Source organism: Streptomyces sp. NBC_00483, from assembly GCF_036013745.1.
Lineage (GTDB): Bacteria > Actinomycetota > Actinomycetes > Streptomycetales > Streptomycetaceae > Streptomyces.
In genome coordinates, this window is the sequence record NZ_CP107880.1 from 8,392,610 (window position 1) to 8,408,937 (window position 16,328).

The 16,328-nt window shown below is 69.5% G+C and carries 12 protein-coding genes; 7 read left to right on the top strand and 5 right to left on the bottom strand.

Annotated elements, in window-relative coordinates:
• Nucleotides 1-64: 64 nt before the first annotated feature.
• From OHA73_RS37460 to OHA73_RS37470, 3 genes are all read right to left on the bottom strand, one after another.
• On the bottom strand, nt 65-1,009 hold the full coding sequence (locus tag OHA73_RS37460; protein ID WP_327657302.1) for a PmoA family protein: 945 nt from the start codon (nt 1,007-1,009) through the stop codon (nt 65-67).
• Entirely contained in the window at nt 1,006-2,148 is a 1,143-nt protein-coding gene (locus OHA73_RS37465; RefSeq protein ID WP_327657303.1) for a Gfo/Idh/MocA family protein, read from the bottom strand. The genes OHA73_RS37460 and OHA73_RS37465 overlap by 4 nt, the downstream gene beginning before the upstream one ends.
• A 280-nt stretch (nt 2,149-2,428) precedes the next feature.
• On the bottom strand, nt 2,429-3,487 hold the full coding sequence (locus OHA73_RS37470) for a LacI family DNA-binding transcriptional regulator (RefSeq protein WP_327657304.1): 1,059 nt from the start codon (nt 3,485-3,487) through the stop codon (nt 2,429-2,431).
• 627 nt (nt 3,488-4,114) lie between these two features.
• On the opposite strand from OHA73_RS37470, the gene OHA73_RS37475 reads away from it, so the two are divergent.
• The 3 genes from OHA73_RS37475 to OHA73_RS37485 all read left to right on the top strand — a co-directional run bounded on the left by OHA73_RS37475 (nt 4,115) and on the right by OHA73_RS37485 (nt 7,980).
• Nucleotides 4,115-5,479: an MFS transporter gene (locus OHA73_RS37475; protein WP_327657305.1), complete on the top strand. Its 1,365-nt coding sequence runs from the start codon at nt 4,115-4,117 to the stop codon at nt 5,477-5,479.
• 113 nt (nt 5,480-5,592) lie between these two features.
• Nucleotides 5,593-6,966 (top strand): MFS transporter, encoded by a 1,374-nt coding sequence (locus tag OHA73_RS37480; RefSeq protein ID WP_327657306.1) that lies wholly within the window; start codon nt 5,593-5,595, stop codon nt 6,964-6,966.
• Between the two features lie 12 nt (nt 6,967-6,978).
• Complete coding sequence (locus OHA73_RS37485) at nt 6,979-7,980, top strand: ester cyclase (RefSeq protein WP_327657307.1); 1,002 nt, start codon at nt 6,979-6,981, stop codon at nt 7,978-7,980.
• Nucleotides 7,981-8,375: 395 nt separating this feature from the next.
• On the opposite strand, the gene OHA73_RS37490 is transcribed toward OHA73_RS37485, so the two are convergent.
• A complete protein-coding gene (locus tag OHA73_RS37490; protein WP_327657308.1) occupies nt 8,376-9,401 on the bottom strand; it encodes a LacI family DNA-binding transcriptional regulator in 1,026 nt (341 codons plus the stop codon).
• A 177-nt stretch (nt 9,402-9,578) separates the two neighbouring features.
• Between OHA73_RS37490 and OHA73_RS37495 the strand changes: the two genes are divergently transcribed.
• The 3 genes from OHA73_RS37495 to OHA73_RS37505 are packed head-to-tail and all read left to right on the top strand — an operon-like array spanning nt 9,579 to nt 14,614.
• Nucleotides 9,579-12,614 (top strand): glycoside hydrolase family 2 TIM barrel-domain containing protein, encoded by a 3,036-nt coding sequence (locus OHA73_RS37495; RefSeq protein WP_327657309.1) that lies wholly within the window; start codon nt 9,579-9,581, stop codon nt 12,612-12,614.
• Nucleotides 12,611-13,060, top strand: a complete 450-nt coding sequence (locus tag OHA73_RS37500) for a hypothetical protein (protein ID WP_327657310.1) — start codon at nt 12,611-12,613, stop codon at nt 13,058-13,060. Before OHA73_RS37495 ends, OHA73_RS37500 begins: the two co-directional genes overlap by 4 nt.
• Before the next feature lie 39 nt (nt 13,061-13,099).
• On the top strand, nt 13,100-14,614 hold the full coding sequence (locus OHA73_RS37505; RefSeq protein ID WP_327657311.1) for an amino acid permease: 1,515 nt from the start codon (nt 13,100-13,102) through the stop codon (nt 14,612-14,614).
• 479 nt (nt 14,615-15,093) lie between these two features.
• On the opposite strand, the gene OHA73_RS37510 is transcribed toward OHA73_RS37505, so the two are convergent.
• The gene (locus OHA73_RS37510; protein WP_267068268.1) at nt 15,094-15,252 is read right to left on the bottom strand and encodes a hypothetical protein; all 159 of its coding nucleotides are present in this window, start codon (nt 15,250-15,252) and stop codon (nt 15,094-15,096) included.
• A gap of 240 nt (nt 15,253-15,492) precedes the next feature.
• Here OHA73_RS37510 and OHA73_RS37515 point away from each other — a divergent pair, with 240 nt between their 5' ends.
• A complete protein-coding gene (locus OHA73_RS37515; RefSeq protein WP_327657312.1) occupies nt 15,493-16,308 on the top strand; it encodes an Ig-like domain-containing protein in 816 nt (271 codons plus the stop codon).
• Nucleotides 16,309-16,328: the final 20 nt, after the last annotated feature.

Below are 16,328 nucleotides of genomic sequence, written 5' to 3' on the forward strand. Positions count from 1 at the left end.
GGTCCGGCCTGTTCGGCGGCGGCCATCGATGTGGCGTCCGGGGCCGGTGGCGCGGTACGGAGGCTCACCACTGGAGCCCCTTCAGGTACGCGGCGGCCCGCTCGTGGTCCCATGCTCCGTCGGCGACGACCACGCGGTAGCGGTAGGCGAAGGACTCGCCGTGCGGCAGCTCGAACTCCTCGAAGAACGCCCAGGAGAAGGCCGCCGTGGGGATAGGCCTGGAGCGTACGAACCAGTGCGAGGCGTGTACGGCGTCCGGGCCGAGGTTCTCCGGGGCGTGGGCGAACAGGAGGGTGGAGCGGGCGTCGGTGTCGTCGTGCTCGGCGGTGAAGCCTATCCACTCGGCGTCCGCGGCCGAGGTGCCCATGGTGTCCTCGTCGCCGGCCGGACCACTGGGCGTGAGCACCTGCCCTCCGGTGAAGTCGCGCGGGCCGCGCCACTGCAGTCCGGTGTAGCCGGCCATGTCGCGCCCGGCGGTGGTCGGCGATCCGAAGCGCAACGGCTCGCCGTCGGCGCGGACATTGCTCAGGTGGATCGACCAGTCCATCGCGTACGCGCCGGCCTCCGTATCGACGGAGTGCACCGCGACACCGCGCCGCTCGCTCGCCCACTCGGCGCCACTGTGCGCGATCCAGGTCAGGTTCGACGAGAGCCCGACGCGCTCGTCGTCGGCGGTCACGGCGCTGAAGCCGTCGTGCCGCATGGAGCCGACCCGCTCGGGGACGTGCTGGTATTCCTCCTCTGGCCCGAGGTAGGAGACGCCTCCCCAGAAGTTCTGCCCTGACAGATGGCTCGCGGTCATCTGCAGGCCCTTGTGCCAGCGGTGGTCGTGGGGGCGGTAGCCGGAGACCGGGTTGCCGGTCAGGGTGCGCAGCGGGTGGATGTACGGCTTGGGGGCCTCGAAGGGTTCGGGGTCCGGACGGTAGACGTAGGAGAGCAGCTCGGTGCCGTCGGCGCTGACGGTGACGCGGTCGCCGAGGGCGTGGACGGTGGACAGGCGCGCGGTCACTGCTGCTCCTTCGCTGCGGACGTGGGGGCCCAGTCGGGGTGGTCGCCGTGCATGGACGTGTAGTACGGGTCGCCCGCCGCGATCTCGCCGGCCTGCACAGGGCGGCCGGTGAACGCGGACTTGTACAGGGCGGCGGCGAACTCCACGGTGCGGCGGGCGTCATCGCCGCTGCCGGGCGGCCTGGCGCCGGCTTCGTACGCGTCGAGGACCGCACCGAGCTGTGCGGCGTGCGAGCTGGGTACGTCCGCGGCAGGGGTGCGCCATCGTGCGACACGGGCATCGGCGTCGAGGCCGCGGCGCGGGGTGTAGGTCCAGCTGTCGTTTTGGTGGCCGTAGAGGTGGATGAGCTCGACGGTGGCGTCGGCACAGTCGATCCGGATGCGGCTCTCCTCGTCGGGCGACAGCACGCTGTTGACGACGGTGGCCATCGCCCCGCCCCGGAAGCGGACCAGCGCGGTGGAGAGGTCCTCGCTCTCCACGTCGTGGACGAGGCGTCCCGCCATGGCGCGGATCTCGCTCCAGTCGCCGAGCAGGTGCAGCAGCAGGTCGTACTGGTGGATGCCGTGGCCCATCGTCGGCCCGCCGCCCTCGGTCTCCCAACGGCCGCGCCAGGGAACGGAGTAGTAGGCCGTGTCGCGGTGCCAGGTGGTCTGGCAATGCGCGACCAGCGGGTCGCCGACCGCGCCGCTGCCGATCAGCTCGCGGGCGTGGACGGCGCCCGAGCCGTAACGGTGCTGGAAGAACACGGAGGCGAAGCCGGGGGCGGCGTCCTCCGCGGCGGCTATCTCGTCGTACTCGGCCAGCGAGAGACACAGTGGCTTTTCGCACAGAACCCAGGCGCCCGCCTTGAGGGCGGCGATGGTCTGCTCGCGGTGCAGCCAGGGCGGGGTGCCGATGAGGACGAGGTCGGGGCGGACTTCGCCCAGCATTGCGGCCAGGTCGGTGTAGCCCGAAACGCCTTCTCCGGCCGCCTCCTGGAAGGCGGCGAGGCGTCCGGGGTCGACGTCCACCGCGGCCACGAGCTCGACACGGTCGGAGTGGGCGCGCAGGGCGGAGAGATGGGCACCGGTGGCGATGCCACCGGTGCCGACGACGGCAACGCGCAGGCGGCTGGCGGTGGGTGGGGACGACGGCGTCATGCGGCGGCTCCTTGGGGTCGCGCGGCGGGCAGAGAGCGCTTTCCCTGCGTTCGGCCGCGTGGCCAAGTGATCGTTCACTCAAGAGAATTGCGAGTACGCCGAAGAACTCGGCTACCCGGCCCACCCATGCACGGACGGGCCGATTGTCGGTGACCCTAGGATTCAAGTGAACGATCACACAAGAGTCGTGAAGCGATTGATTCCAACGTTGGAAGCGGGAGTCTCCGGCGCACTGTCGAAGGTCTGGGCCGCTGCGGCCCGCCGACGTTCGGGCTTTCGATCAGCCGATGCGCGTCGGAGCCGGCCCGGTGGACTCCCGGAGGATGATCCGGTTGACCTCCGCCACCGGCACAGGCCCGACCGGAGGCGCACCGTTCAGCCGCGCGAGAAGTCTGCGCACGGCCTGCCGTCCCTGCCGCTCACGGTCGACACTGACGGTGGTCAGCGTGGGCCGGAAGTAGCTGCCGATCTCCCAGTCGTCCCAGCCACAGACGCTCATGTCCCGCGGCACATCGACGCCCATGCTCTGCAGGCCGGTGATCACACCGAGCGCGAGCTGGTCCGAGGCGGCGAACACGGCCGTGGCACCGCAGCCCGCCATGACATCCTTCGCGGCGTCCCAGCCGGCCCGCATGCTCCACTCCGCCTCCACAACGGCGCACGACTCGAGCCCGAGCTCGGCTACCGTCGCCTCGTACACAGCCCGTCGTCCCTGCGCCGACGGCCACGCAATGGGACCCGCGACATGTGCGAAGCGGCGGTGACCCAGATCCGCCAGGTGCCGTATCAGGCCGGCCGCGAGCGAGGCGTCGGCGAAGGTGCCGCGCGAGCGCATCTCGTCGTCGTAGACCCCGTCGATCACGAGGGGAACACCGGGGCGTCGCCCCTCGCCCAGGCCCGGGCCTTCGGCCTCATAGAGGGAGGTGAACGACAGCACCCCGTCCGTGCCCTCGGCCTCGAGCAGCGACTCCAACCGGGCGGCCCGCGCCTCGGCGCCCCCCTCCAGACTCACTACATCCAGCAGGTAATCGGCCTCGTGAGCCTCCGCCGCGGCGCCACGCAGCAGCTCGTGGGAGATGCGCTCGGTGGCACCCGGCAGGAGGACAGTGAGCCGGTTCGAACGGCGCGTGCGCATGGTCCGCGCCGCCTGATTGGGCCGGTACCCCAGCTCCTCGATTGCGGCCGCGACCTTACGCGCCACCTCCGTCCGCACCGTCGGATCCTTGCGCAGAAAGCGCGAGACCGTCTGGTGCGAAACACCGGCCAACTGCGCGACTTCAAGGATCGTCGGCCGCTTCTTCTCCCGACCCGCACGCGACGCCGGCACCCCCTCCGCCATGCCTGCCACCTTTTCACGCCGGCGGGCAGGCCGGAACCCCGTACGTACACGTCCCGGGGCCGGAGCCGAGACAGGCGCCGTCGGCACGCAAGCAGGCACACTGCAATTGGTGACCGCAGCCCTCGATATGTCCGACGCTTGTCGAGACATCCTTCGAGGCGTGGCTCACACCCTGACGTTCACAGACCCTGTTTCTACGCGTGCTCAGGCGCCTATTGTCGGCGGGACTGCTGAGAGGCCACTCGAAACCTCTCCGCCTGGTCACGGAGTTGTCGAACTCGCCTCACGCGCCCCAGTCCACGTCGCACCCACAGGGCTCTCCCCTCCGTGGCACGGCAGCGGGCCAACGACACCGCACCCCCGTGCTGCACCGCCGCGGCCGCGATCACTGGCTCGGTCATCCGGAACCTCAACCCTCCTTCTGGGGCGGGCCGTTCGGGACCCCTGCGAGGCGAAGTCGGCGGTGGTGTGGTGGCCGAGCACAGCGCGAGCCTCTACACGTGGCGAAAGGCTGTGCGGCGACCGACCCTTGTTCGTGGATACGTATGCACGCTACGCTGCCTCGCGCCCGATGGATACGCATCCATCCCTCCGCGACGAGCATGTGCTCGGGGAACGGATCCACTGATGACCACCACTCCAAGCCGGTCGGCAGAGGCGGGAGCCGCGGCGCGACGCCCCGCCGGCAAGAACGTCCGCTGGGGAATCGCCGTCCTGATCGGGATCGGAGTCCTGATCAACTATTTCGACCGGAGCAACCTTTCCGTCGCTCAGGGCACACTCTCGGACGACGTCGGGCTCTCCGCGAGCCAGGTGGGCATCCTGCTGTCGTCGTTCGGCTGGTCCTACCTGCTGTTTCAGATTCCGATGGGACTCCTGGTCGACCGGATCGGCGTCAAGTGGATGCAGCGCCTCGCCGCCGGCGTCTGGTTCGTCGCCACCGGGCTGACCGCGCTCGCGAGCGGGATGGGCCTGATCCTGGTCGCCCGGCTGATGCTCGGGGCGGCCGAGGCACCCTCGTTGGTCGCCGCGTCGAAGGCGGTCGGGTACTGGTTCCCGGTCCGTGAGCGAGGCACCGCTTCCGCGACCTACGAGGTGGCGGCCAAGCTCTCGAACGTCATCGCCATCCCTCTCGTCGCCGTCGTCGTCGCGCACTGGGGCTGGCGGGCGGCCTTCATCGTCACTGCCGTGCTGAGTCTCCTTTTCGCGATCGTGTTCTGGATCTGGTACCGGGACCCGCAGGAGAAGGCTTCGCTGTCGACGGCGGAGTACGACTACATCAGGGCCGGCGGCGCCCAACAGCCCAGTGGGGAACAGCCATTGGGCGTCCCGGAGCTGCGACAGTTCCTCACGGAGCGGAAGATATGGGGGCTGTCGATCGGATTCGCCGCCTACAACTACTCCTTCTATCTGTTCCTGACCTGGATCCCCGGCTACCTGGAGAAGGAGATGGGCATGGGGGTCCTCGAAAGCGGTGCCTACGCGGTCGTCCCGTGGATCGTCGCCACCATCACCGATCTGCTCATCGCGGGCTGGCTCGTCGACCACCTGATCAAGAAGGGCCGCGACGCGACCAAGGTGCGCAAGACCGTCCTGGTGGTCAGCATGGTGTTCGGCCTGGCCGTCGTCGGGGCCGCCTTCTCGCACACACCGGGTGTCGCCGTCCTGTGGATCACGATCGCGCTCGGCGGCCTCGCGGCGGTCTCCCCCGTGTGCTGGAGCATCCCCTCCCTGATCGCCCCGACCGGGGCCGTGGGAACGGTGAGCTCGATCATGAACTGCATCGGACAGGTGGGAGCGATCGTCGCGCCGATGGTCACTGGCTTCACCGTCGACGCGACCGGCTCCTTCGCCCCCGCGTTCATCGCGGCAGGGGTCGTCCTCGTGGTCGGCATCATCAGCTTCGCCTACGTCCTGGGCTCCCTCGACCAGATCAAGCTGCCATCGCAGCCGACCCCGGCGACGGAACCGGTCCCCGACGGCCGGGGCTAGCAGTGTGCGCGGTAAAAGCCTGCGCATACGTATGAACAACCGGTAGCCAAGGAAGCTGTTTCAGCCCTGTCCGCCCTGCGCATCCATCGACTTCTTTGAAGGGCTCTTCTCTGATGTCATTCATACGCCGTCACGCGCCCCGCCTGCCGGATGGGCAGAGTTCCGGGCGCGCGGTTGTCGCCGGCTGTGTCGGTAACCTCATCGAGCACATCGACCTCGGGCTCTACGGGTATCTTGCGCCCTTCATGGCGAGCACTTTCTTTCCTGGTCAAGGCCGGACCGAGGCCCTGATCGCCACCTATGGTGCCTTCGCGCTCGGCTTCCTCGCCCAGCCCCTCGGGGGTGTCGTCTTCGGTCGCATGGGGGACCGCCTCGGACGCCGTGTCGTGCTCATCGTGACGATCGTCCTCGTCGGCGTTCTCACCACGTGCATCGGCATCCTCCCCGGGTACGCGCAGATCGGCGTCGCCGCCCCCGTGCTGCTCTTCCTCATCCGGCTGCTGCAAGGAGTGGCCCACGGTGGGGAGTACGGCGGTGCGCTGACCTTCCTCATTGAGCACGCCGGGCCCCGGAACCGGGGGCTCTACAGCAGCTTCGCCTCCATGGGCGTCTTCGGTGGACTCCTGGCCGGGGCGGGCATGGCCTCACTGGTCTCCGCCCTGCTCACCGATCAGCAGATGACGGCCTGGGGCTGGCGGCTGCCGTTCCTCGCCGCGCTCCCGCTCACGGTGGCAGGCCTGCTGCTACGGATGGGCGTCGCGGACACACCCGCGTTCATCGCCTCACGCGACGCAGGGGAGAAGCCCTCCGCGTCCCCCGTCAGGGAAACGCTGCGCACCCAGTGGCGCGCGCTGCTGGTGTTCTCGGCGGGTGCGATGACCAACGCGGTGCTCTCCTTCGTCTGGGTCACCTACCTTCAGCAGTGGCTGGAGAGCGACGGGGGCCTCAGCGGCGCCGCCGCCTTCGGCTCACACGCCATCGCACTCACGGTCCTCCTGCCGCTGCTCGCCGTCGCCGGCCGACTCAGTGACCGGATCGGCCGTCGGCCCATGCTGCTCGCCGGATTCGTCTGCGCGATCGTGCTGGTGCCCTTGAGCTTCTGGGTTGCCCACGGCCGCACCTTCGGTTCCGCAGTTGTCGCCCAACTCATCTACCTGATACCCGAGTTGTGCATCGCCGTGCCGCTTGCGGCATGGCTGCCCGAGATGGTGCCCACACGGCTGCGTGTCACGGCGACGGCACTCGGCTTCAATGTGCCCTTCTCCCTCTTCTCCGGCACCGCTCCCATAGTCGCCACCGCCCTGGTCGGCTGGACCGGGTCGCTGTACTCCGTCTCCGTCTACCTCGGTGCTCTCGCCGCGATTTCCTTCGTCGTGGTCCTGCGTGGCCTGCGCGAGACCGCACAGGCCGGAACTCTCATGTCCGCGTCACCGGCGCCGGCGGCCGGGGAGGCCGTCGCCCCCGTCTCTTCACAGCAGCCCCTCTAGGAAGGACGACCCATGTCGATTCCCGCGATCCCCGACCCCGCGGCCCACGCCCCTTACGCGACGGTCGAGGAATACGTCAACAGGTGGACGGACCGCATCTGGCAGGAACGGGGGGTGGGACTGATCCGGGAGTGCTACGCCCCCGATGTCATCGTCCACGGGGCGTCGGGCACCGTCACCGGCGTCGAACCGGTCGTCCACGGAACGCTTCAGCGCATCACCTCCTTTCCCGACCGCATCGGCGGGGCCGAGGACATCATCTGGGAATCACGCGGCAGCGGTTCCTTCATCAGCTCCCACCGCTCTCTGCACACGGGCAGCCACCAGGGTCACAGCGTCTACGGCGCTCCCACCGGCCATTCCTTCGCCTTCCGCGGCATCGCCCACTGCCTGGTGCGTGAGGGCTGGTTCGTCGAGGAGTGGCTGGTACGTGACGAATACGAGCTGGTGCGCTCTCTCGGTCTCGACCCGAGGGAAGTCGCCGCCGAACTCGCCGCCCGTGGCGGTGCGGAGCGCCCCACGGACGCGGACCCCGGCGACGACCTGCTGGCCACGGGTGTCTCCGGCAGGCGCCCGGGCGACCACAAGGCGGAGTGCGAGCTGATCCTCAAGCAGTTCCACGAGCTGTGGAACCAGTGCCTGCTCGACCGCGCCGAGCGTTTCGTCGCGCCGGACGTCCGCTGCCACACCACCCGCTCCCGGACACTCCAAGGGCGCGATCAGTACCGCGACGACGTCGTCTCGCTGCTCGGTTGCGTTCCCGACGCGCAGGTCACCGTTCTCGATCTGGCCGCCCACACCGCACCGGACCGAGGTACCAGGGTCGCAGCCGTATGGCGGCTGGATGGGCACTACACCGGCGTTCCCGCCTACGGTCCGGCCACGGGCGAGCCCGTGAGCATCCTCGGCGTCAGCCACTACACCGTGCGCGAGGGGAAGATCGCGGAGGAATGGCGCATCTTCGATGAACTGGCGCTCCTCACGCAGATCGAACGGCACCGCCGGGCGGGCTGAACGCTGTGGGGCCCGAAAGTCATCGCCGCAGGTCAAGCCACACGTTTCGAGATGTTCCGCGTCGGCACACAAGACTGTAGTGATGTCTGCTGCCGACGGCGGTCAGGGACCAGCGGACGGAAGACTCGGCCGGCGGGCCGGAAGCGGACGCGCTGCTCGCCGAGTTGGCGGTGCAGAAAGGTGAGTTGGTGTCGCAATGCGAGGATCTCGATGTGCTTGTTCCGTCGCTCATCGCCAGCTTGCGTAGGGCGGTGAAGACGTGAGTGACGACGATGCAGGCCAGGCGTACGAGTGTGAGCAGTGATCATTGCCGACGGCTGTCGTTGCGCCCCGCCGCGATCCCCGCCGCGTCCGAGCCTCGGACGGTATGACCGCTCAGGAGACGGTACGACCGCTCAGCCGGACACCCGAGACACCAGGCTCATCTCGAGCACCTCGGTGCGCGCGGCCGCGCCGCCGATCATGTCGAGGGCGAGACGGGCCGCGACGTGCCCCTCCTCCACGAGGGGCTGCGCGACCGTGGTCAGCGGCGGCGCCGAGGTTTCGGCGATGGCGTGGCCGTCGAAACCGACCACGGCGACGTCCCCGGGGATCTGCCGCCCGGCGGCGTGCAGGGCGGCGAGCGAGCCGACGGCGATGCGGTCGGAGCCCGCGAGGATCGCGTCGATGTCGGGGTGTGTCTCCAGGAGGCGGGCCGTTGCGGCGAGGCCAGCCGCGGTGTCCCAGCCGGTGTGCACGACGCGCGCCTCGTCGAGGCGGGACCCGAGCACCTCCGCGTAGCCGCGCCGGCGGTCGACGGTCGCCGGGTTGTCCGCAGGGCCGAGGACGACGGCCACCCGCTCGCGCCCGTCGGCGAGCACCCGCTCCGCGGCAAGGCGGGCCCCGCGCACGTCGTCGGAGTAGACCGTCGAGAAGATCCCGTCGTACGGCGAGTGGTCGAGCTGCCCGCACAGGACCACGGGCAGCCCGGTGCCCGCGAGGGATTCCAGCAGGTCACTGCCCCGGTACGGGGTGAGGTGGACGACCGCGTCGACCGAGCGGCGGCCGAAGCTGCGCAGCGCGAGCGCGCGCTCCGACTCGCTGGACGCCTGGATGATCACCGGCAGGAAGCCGCTGCCCGTCAGGCCCTCCGCGACGCCGCGCAGCACCCTGCCGTACGTCGGGTCGTCGAAGAGCTCGTCCAGCGGCTCGGTGACCAGGACACCCACGGTCTCCGCGCGGCCGGTGGCCAGGGCGCGGCCGCGCGCGTTCATCACGAAGCCGGTGCGCTCCACCGCCTCGTGCACGGCGCGCTTCGTCTCGGGCGTGACGAGGTCCGAGTCGTTGAGCGCGCGGGAGGCGGTCGCGCGGGAGACACCTGCCTCGCGGGCGACATCGCCGATCGTCACGGAGCGCGGGGCGCCGGGCCTGCCTCGGGGCATCGGTGACCTTTCCGCACGGGCCAGGAGCCCGTGACCAGGACGAACGGAGAAGTGCGGTGTTCAGTATCGCCCAGATGACTCGCTGTCAGGACGCCGCGAGCGGACGCTCGAGGTGAGATCCAGGTCACATTCGACGGCTGTTGTGGCACGCCAATGTAACCGGTTACATTCCGGATCATGACTCTCCACCTCACGGACCCGGCCGACCGGGACCGAGCCGACCGGGACCCGGCGGACTGGGAGAACCCCGCCCTCACCGGCCGAGGCCGGCTGCCCGCGCGGGCGTACTTCTTCGGCTACGAATCGGCCGAGCTCGCCCGCACCATGGACCGCCGCCGTTCGCGCGGATTCGTCGACCTCACCGGCGACTGGCGGTTCCGGCTCTTCGACCACCCGGCGCGCGTCCCGGCCACCGCGCTCGCCGAGGAGTCCGAGGACTGGGACACCGTGCGCGTGCCGCACCTGTGGCAGGTCGACGGGTACGGGCAACTTCAGTACACCGACGAGGGCTACCCGTTCCCGGTCGACCCGCCGCGGGTGCCCGCCGACGACCCGACCGGCGTGTACCAGCGCACCATCGTTCTGCCCGAGGCACCGGTCGGTGAGCGCACCGTGCTCCGGTTCGACGGAGTCGAGAGCTACGCCGAGATCTACTGGGACGGCGCCTACGTCGGCATGACCAAGGGCTCGCGCCTCAGCGCCGAGTTCGACGTCACCGACGTGACACACCCCGGCACCAACCACCTCGTCGTCAAGGTGCTCCAGTACTCGGACGGCACGTACCTCGAAGACCAGGACATGTGGTGGGCGTCCGGGATCTTCCGCGACTGCTACCTGCTGAGCAGGCCCGCCGCCCACCTCGCCGACTTCTTCGTGCGCACCCACCGCCTCGCGGACGACCGCGCCGAGGTCACCCTGACCGCCGGCGTCGTCGGGCGGCCGGATGTCACCTGGGAGGTGTACGACGGCGAGCGCCTCGTCGCCTCGCGCGCCGTCACGCCGGGCACCGACGCCACGCTGGTCGTCGAGGGCGCGCGGTTCTGGAATCCCGAGGACCCGCACCTGTACGACATGCGCCTGACCGTGCGCGGCGCCGACGGGACCGTCCAGTACGTGCCGCACCGCCTCGGCCTGGCGGAGGTGACCATCGTCGAAGGACGCCTCCTGCTCAACGGCACGCCGTTCAAGATGCACGGCGTCAACCGGCACGACCACGACGACCGGCACGGGCGCGCCGTGGGCATGGCCCGCGTCGAGCGGGACCTGCACCTGATGAAGCAGCACAACATCAACGCCGTGCGCACCGCGCACTACCCGAACGACCCCCGCTTCTACGAACTGTGCGACCGCATCGGCCTGTTCGTCCTCGCGGAGACGGACCTGGAGACGCACGGCTTCGCGAACGTCGGCGACCTGCCCCGGATCACGGACGACGAGGCGTGGCAGACCGCGTACGTCGACCGGATCGAGCGGCACGTGCTCGCGCAGCGCAACCACGCCTCGATCGTCATGTGGTCCCTGGGCAACGAGTCCGGGTACGGCTGCAACATCCCTGCCATGTACCGGCGTTGCAAGGAACTCGACCCCACCCGCCCGGTGCACTACGAGGAGGACCGGGACGCCGAGGTCGTCGATGTCATCTCCACGATGTACTCGCGTGTCTCACAGATGAACGACATGGGGGAGCACCCGCACCCCAAGCCGCGCATCATCTGCGAGTACGGGCACGCCATGGGCAACGGACCCGGCGGGCTCGCTGAGTACCAGCGGGTGTTCGAGGCCTGGGACAGCATCCAGGGGCACTTCCTGTGGGAGTGGTGCGACCACGGACTCGTCGCCACCACGGATGAAGGACGCGAGTACCACGCCTACGGCGGCGACCACGGGGACTTCCCGCACAACGGCAGCTTCTGCATCGACGGCCTGGTCTTCCCGTGGCAGGAGCCGAGCCCCGGCCTCGTCGAGTACAAGCACGTCATCTGCCCCGTGCGCGTCGACTACGCGGACGGTTTGTGCACCGTGACGAACGGGCGCTGGTTCACCGACCTGTCCGACGTGCTGGTCGTCCTCGAAACGCTGCACGACGGCCGCGTCGTCGGCTCCCGCACGCTCACCCCGGGCCCCGTACCGCCCGGCAAGGCATGGAGCGAGGCCGTGCACCCGGACGTCGCGGCGCACGGCGAGACACATGTCACCGCCCGCGTCCTGTCCACCGCCGCGCACGAATGGGCGGAGCCCCTGCGCGAGTTGGGCCGGTACCAGACGCTCGTCGCCGACCGTCCGCGCCGGACCGAGGGGGCCGCGACCCGCGCGGCCGTCGCCGCCGAGGCCGACGGCACCTCGCTCGTCGTCACCACCCGGGCCGCCGACCGGTACATGGTCGACCTGCTCACCGGCGACCTGTCGTGGCGCAGCCGCGGGCGCGAACTCCTCCAGGAACCGCCCCGCGTCGGATTCTGGAAGCCCCTCGTCGACAACCACCAGCAGGAGAACGACGAGCTGTGGGCGCCCCGGTTCCTCTCGCTCATGCAGACCTCGACGCGTGATGTCTCGTGGCGGGAGCAGGACGGCGCGGTCGTCGTGGAGGTGTCCTCGCGCATCGCGCCGCCCACCCTCGACATCGCCATGCGGGTCACGCTGACATGGACCCTCGCCGACGACGGTGTACACCTCGCCGTCGAGGGCGAACCCGTCGGCGACTACCACGACATCGTGCCCCGTATCGGCCTGTCCTTCGCGGTCCCGCGCGAGCTGCGTTCCGTCGACTGGTACGGACTCGGGCCCGGCGAGAACTACCCGGACTCCCGCGCGGCCGCCACTCTCGGCCGCTGGCACAGCACCGTCGACGACATGTTCACCCCGTACGTCGTGCCCCAGGACTGCGCCAACCGCGGCGACGTGCGCTGGGCGGCCCTCACCGACCCGCACGGCGACGGCCTCGCCGTGCGTGCGGCGGAGTCGGGCCCCTTCGCGTTCTCGGCGTGGCCGCACTCCACAGCGGCGATCGACGCGGCGCGGCACCGCACCGACCTCGTGCCGGAGGACCGCGTGACCGTCAACGTCAACCACCGGGTGCTCGGCCTCGGGTCCAACTCGTGGGGCAGCGAGGTCCTTGACACCTACCGGGTCCGCTTCGAGCCGTTCCGCTTCGCGCTCGACCTGCGCTCCGTGTCCGCGGCCGCGCCCCACCACGACGAAGGGATCGCCTCGTGAGGATCTTCCGCGACCACGCCCACCTCGAAGAGGTCCTCGGCGGCGTCACCAAGTGGGAGCGGACGCTCCAGGCGCTGCGCGCCGAGGGACGGCCCCTCGGCATCATGTACTCGGTCGGTGACTCGCTCACGACGATGCGCGAGCACACCAGCGCGCTCGCCACAGACACCTTCGTCGCTCGACGCCGGTACCTGTACGTGCTGTCCCCCGTGGACGGGGACGCCGAGATCGAGTCGGCGCCCGTGGCCACGCTCGAAGTGGCCGCACAGTACAGCAATCTGACTGACCGTCAGTACCTGTACGGGGAGGGGAAGCGGTACACCGTCCCGCGCGGTGCCGTCCTCGTGGCCGGACCCGACGAGGCGGTCCGTGTCCTGCCCGCACCCGGGACGACAGCGGTCGTCGCCCACGTGACCGTGGAGGGCGCCACCTTCCACAACAAGTAGCCGCACCTGCCCCACCCCTCGACATCAACGGAGCATTCAATGACGAATCGCCGGTCGATCGGTGCGGTGATCCTGTTCAGCATGGTCATCGCGGCGGTCTTCAACTTCCGCAACGTGGTCAACAATTACGTCGCCATCGGGACGCTCGCCGCCCCGATCTTCCTGATCGCCACGATCCTCTACTTCGTGCCCTTCACCCTCGTCATCGCCGAGATGGTGAGTCTCAACCGCAGCTCGGAGTCCGGCGTCTACCAGTGGGTGAAGTCCTCGCTCGGCGGTCGCTGGGCGTTCTTCACGGCGTTCTGCTACTGGTTCGTGAACCTCTTCTACTTCATCTCGCTGCTGCCGATCGTGCTCGTGTACGCGGGCTACATGATCCTGGGCCACGAGTGGGCCATCCAGCCGTGGCTCATCGCCGTACTGTCCGTGGTGATCTTCTTCATCGCCACCTACGTGTCGACGAAGGGCGCCCGCTGGATCGGCAGCGTCACCTCGTTCGGGTCCACCCTGATGATGGTCATGGCGCTGCTGTTCGTCGTCGCGGGGGTGGGCGCGCTGCTCGGCGGCATCACTCCGGCCAATGACATGTCGCCCGGCGGGATGCGCCTCGACCCGGGCTCCGGGATCACCGCGTGGGCGTTCCTCGGCACCCTGGCGTGGATCATCCAGGGCGTCGGCGGCGCCGAGTCGATCGGCGTGTACCTGAACGACCTCAAGGGCGGCGTGCGCGCCTTCGTGCGCACCATCGTCGTGTCCGGCATCGCGATCGGCCTGCTCTACTCGGCCGGTACGTGGTTGATGGGCGTCTTCGTGAAGAAGAGCAGCGTCTCGTACAGCAACGGCATCTTCGTGACCATGCAGTCGGCGGCCGGACACTTCGGCCTGTCGGGCGACCTGGTGGTGCGCGGCGTCGGCCTCATCATGCTCGTCGCCACCCTGGGCGGCCTGCTGATCTGGACCTCCGCGCCGGTGAAGATCTTCTTCTCCGAGATCCCCGACAAGATCTTCGGCAAGCGTGTCGTGGCGCTCAACGACCAGGGAGTGCCCGTCGTCGGTGCCTGGATCCAGTTCGCGGTCGTCGTGCCGCTGCTGTTCATCCCGACGCTGGGCGCGGGCAGTTCGATCGACGACCTGCTGAAGATCGTCACCAATATGACGGCCGCCACGGCGCTGCTTCCGCCGGCCCTCATCCTGGTCGCCTACCTGGTGCTGCGGGCCCGCTTCGAGGGCGCGGTGCGAGAGTTCCGGTTCGGCTCCAGGGCCGTGGGCCTCGGTATGTCGGTCTTCCTCCTCGTGGTGTTCGCGGTCGCCTTCGTGGCCTCCACGTTCCCCGAGGGCCAGGCGCTGTGGCTGACGCTGGCCTACAACGTCGGCGGCGTCGTCGTCTTCCTCGGCGCCTCGCTCCTCTGGTACGAGCGCTACGTGCGCCGGTTGCGCGCGATGTCCCCGGAGGAGGCCGCGGCCGAACTCGCGCCGTCGGCCCCGGTCCGTTCCGAGGAGAACGCGCAGGCGCTGCGCGAGGGGGAACCGGAGGGCTTGGCGACCTCGGCGTAGGGCGCCGCTACGGACCGGTGCGCGCCGCCGGGAGGCCGGATGTCAGCTTCCCAACGGCGTACCTCGTCGAGGAGCGGCAGCGCTTCGTCGTGCAGCGCTTCGTCGTGCAGCGGCTTCGGCAGCGGCAGCGTGTTACCGATGGGGGATGGTGTCTGCGTCAGGACCATCAACTCCCCGTCCCGATTGCGGGAGTTGTAGTGGATGACTGTCATCTCGGGGTACGGGAACGTGGCGAGGCGTCCGCCGCCCCTCTGGACAATGGCGCAACGGTCGTCGAAGGCGGCCATGAGCCCCGGCCTGAGTTGAGGACGAACCACGGTGCTTCGCTGGGGGAGCAGTGCTGCGCCAGGGTGGTGTGCTCCTTCTGGCTGGGCGGGTTGCCCACGAGCCGGGCCTTGCTCCATGTGTCGGAGGCATCCTGCCGTCGCACGGTTTCGTCGGGGCCGATCGCGCAGTGTGATGGTGATGTCCCTGGCTCCCTACGCGGTGGAGCTCTTGACGTCGGCTGCGTCGGCCAGATCGACCTGGACTCGGATGCCCTTGGACGTGACATTGGCGGAGGCGAAGCCGATCACCCGGAAGTTGGTCACGGCCATGACGTTGATCATCGGCCGCAGTCGGGCTGTCCTGCTGAGCATCAGGACGTGCTCGCCCGGCTCAAGGCAAGAGGTGAGGAGTGAGAGCCACCTCTCGGCGTCCTTCTCCAAACGGCCTGATCGCGTGAACCGTTGGTCCCGTCTCTTGGTACTGCGGGACCAAGGTCACGCGGTGACGGGACTTCTGCCTCCGGCCGGGCCGCACCCGTGTCCCGCACCCTTGCGGAGGCCGCCGCCCGACCTGTGCCGGCCCTTGCCCCTCACTTCGCTCAGGAGACAGCCGTGCCCCGCGACCCCGAGCACCGCCAGTGGCAGACCTGGGGATCGACCCAGTCACCGGAAACGGCGGGCAGCCCCTACAGCCACCGCCCGCAACGACGTCTGAGCAGGAAGACCAAGGCCGTCGCGGGCCTCGGCGCAGGGATCGTGGCGCTGGGCGTCATCGGATCGTTGGGTGACTCGTCGAAGGGCGACGATGCCGACCCTGCCGCGGCCCCCGTTGCAGCCGAGTCGTCCACACCGGCCCCCACCCGCACGGCCGACAAGCCGACCCCTGCCGCCACCCACAGGTCCAAGGTGACGCCGAAGCCCAGCTGGGCGCCGGTACCGAGCGACGACTGGGCCGGAACAGACTACCAGACCGCGACATCGATCGACGTCCTCGAAAACGACGATGTCGCGGCAGCCCACCACGATGCGGATGGGCCCGCTCCCGACGCCGTTCTGAAGTCGGTCGCACAGCCGCGAAACGGAACGACGACGATCAAGGACGGCCGGGTCCGCTACACACCCGACCACGGCTTCAGCGGCGCCGACACCTTCACGTACCGGGTGAAGGTCGACGGCCGTACGGCGAGCGGCACCGTGCATGTCTCGGTCCACGCCAAACCCACGCCGACGCCGACCGCCACCCCCACACCGAAGGCCCCGCCGAAGCGGACGCCCACCCCGACTCCGGCTGCCCCCACGCACAGTTCGGACTCCGCCGACGCACCGCAGGCCGGTATCAATCCCGGCGGCTTCTGCGGGAACACCGGAGCCATCGGCACGTACAAGGGCAAGATCTACACCTGCGCCGGAGGGCACTGGCGCAAGTAGGTGGGGCCAAGCCGGGGGAG

Excerpts from the sequence above, each read along its gene's own strand:
- OHA73_RS37465 (WP_327657303.1), bottom strand. The coding sequence starts at position 2,148 with ATGACGCCGTCGTCCCCACCCACCGCCAGCCGCCTGCGCGTTGCCGTC.
- OHA73_RS37470 (WP_327657304.1), bottom strand. The coding sequence starts at position 3,487 with ATGGCGGAGGGGGTGCCGGCGTCGCGTGCGGGTCGGGAGAAGAAGCGG.
- OHA73_RS37475 (WP_327657305.1), top strand. The coding sequence starts at position 4,115 with ATGACCACCACTCCAAGCCGGTCGGCAGAGGCGGGAGCCGCGGCGCGA.
- OHA73_RS37480 (WP_327657306.1), top strand. The coding sequence starts at position 5,593 with ATGTCATTCATACGCCGTCACGCGCCCCGCCTGCCGGATGGGCAGAGT.
- OHA73_RS37485 (WP_327657307.1), top strand. The coding sequence starts at position 6,979 with ATGTCGATTCCCGCGATCCCCGACCCCGCGGCCCACGCCCCTTACGCG.
- OHA73_RS37490 (WP_327657308.1), bottom strand. The coding sequence starts at position 9,401 with ATGCCCCGAGGCAGGCCCGGCGCCCCGCGCTCCGTGACGATCGGCGAT.
- OHA73_RS37495 (WP_327657309.1), top strand. The coding sequence starts at position 9,579 with ATGACTCTCCACCTCACGGACCCGGCCGACCGGGACCGAGCCGACCGG.
- OHA73_RS37505 (WP_327657311.1), top strand. The coding sequence starts at position 13,100 with ATGACGAATCGCCGGTCGATCGGTGCGGTGATCCTGTTCAGCATGGTC.
- OHA73_RS37510 (WP_267068268.1), bottom strand. The coding sequence starts at position 15,252 with ATGCTCAGCAGGACAGCCCGACTGCGGCCGATGATCAACGTCATGGCC.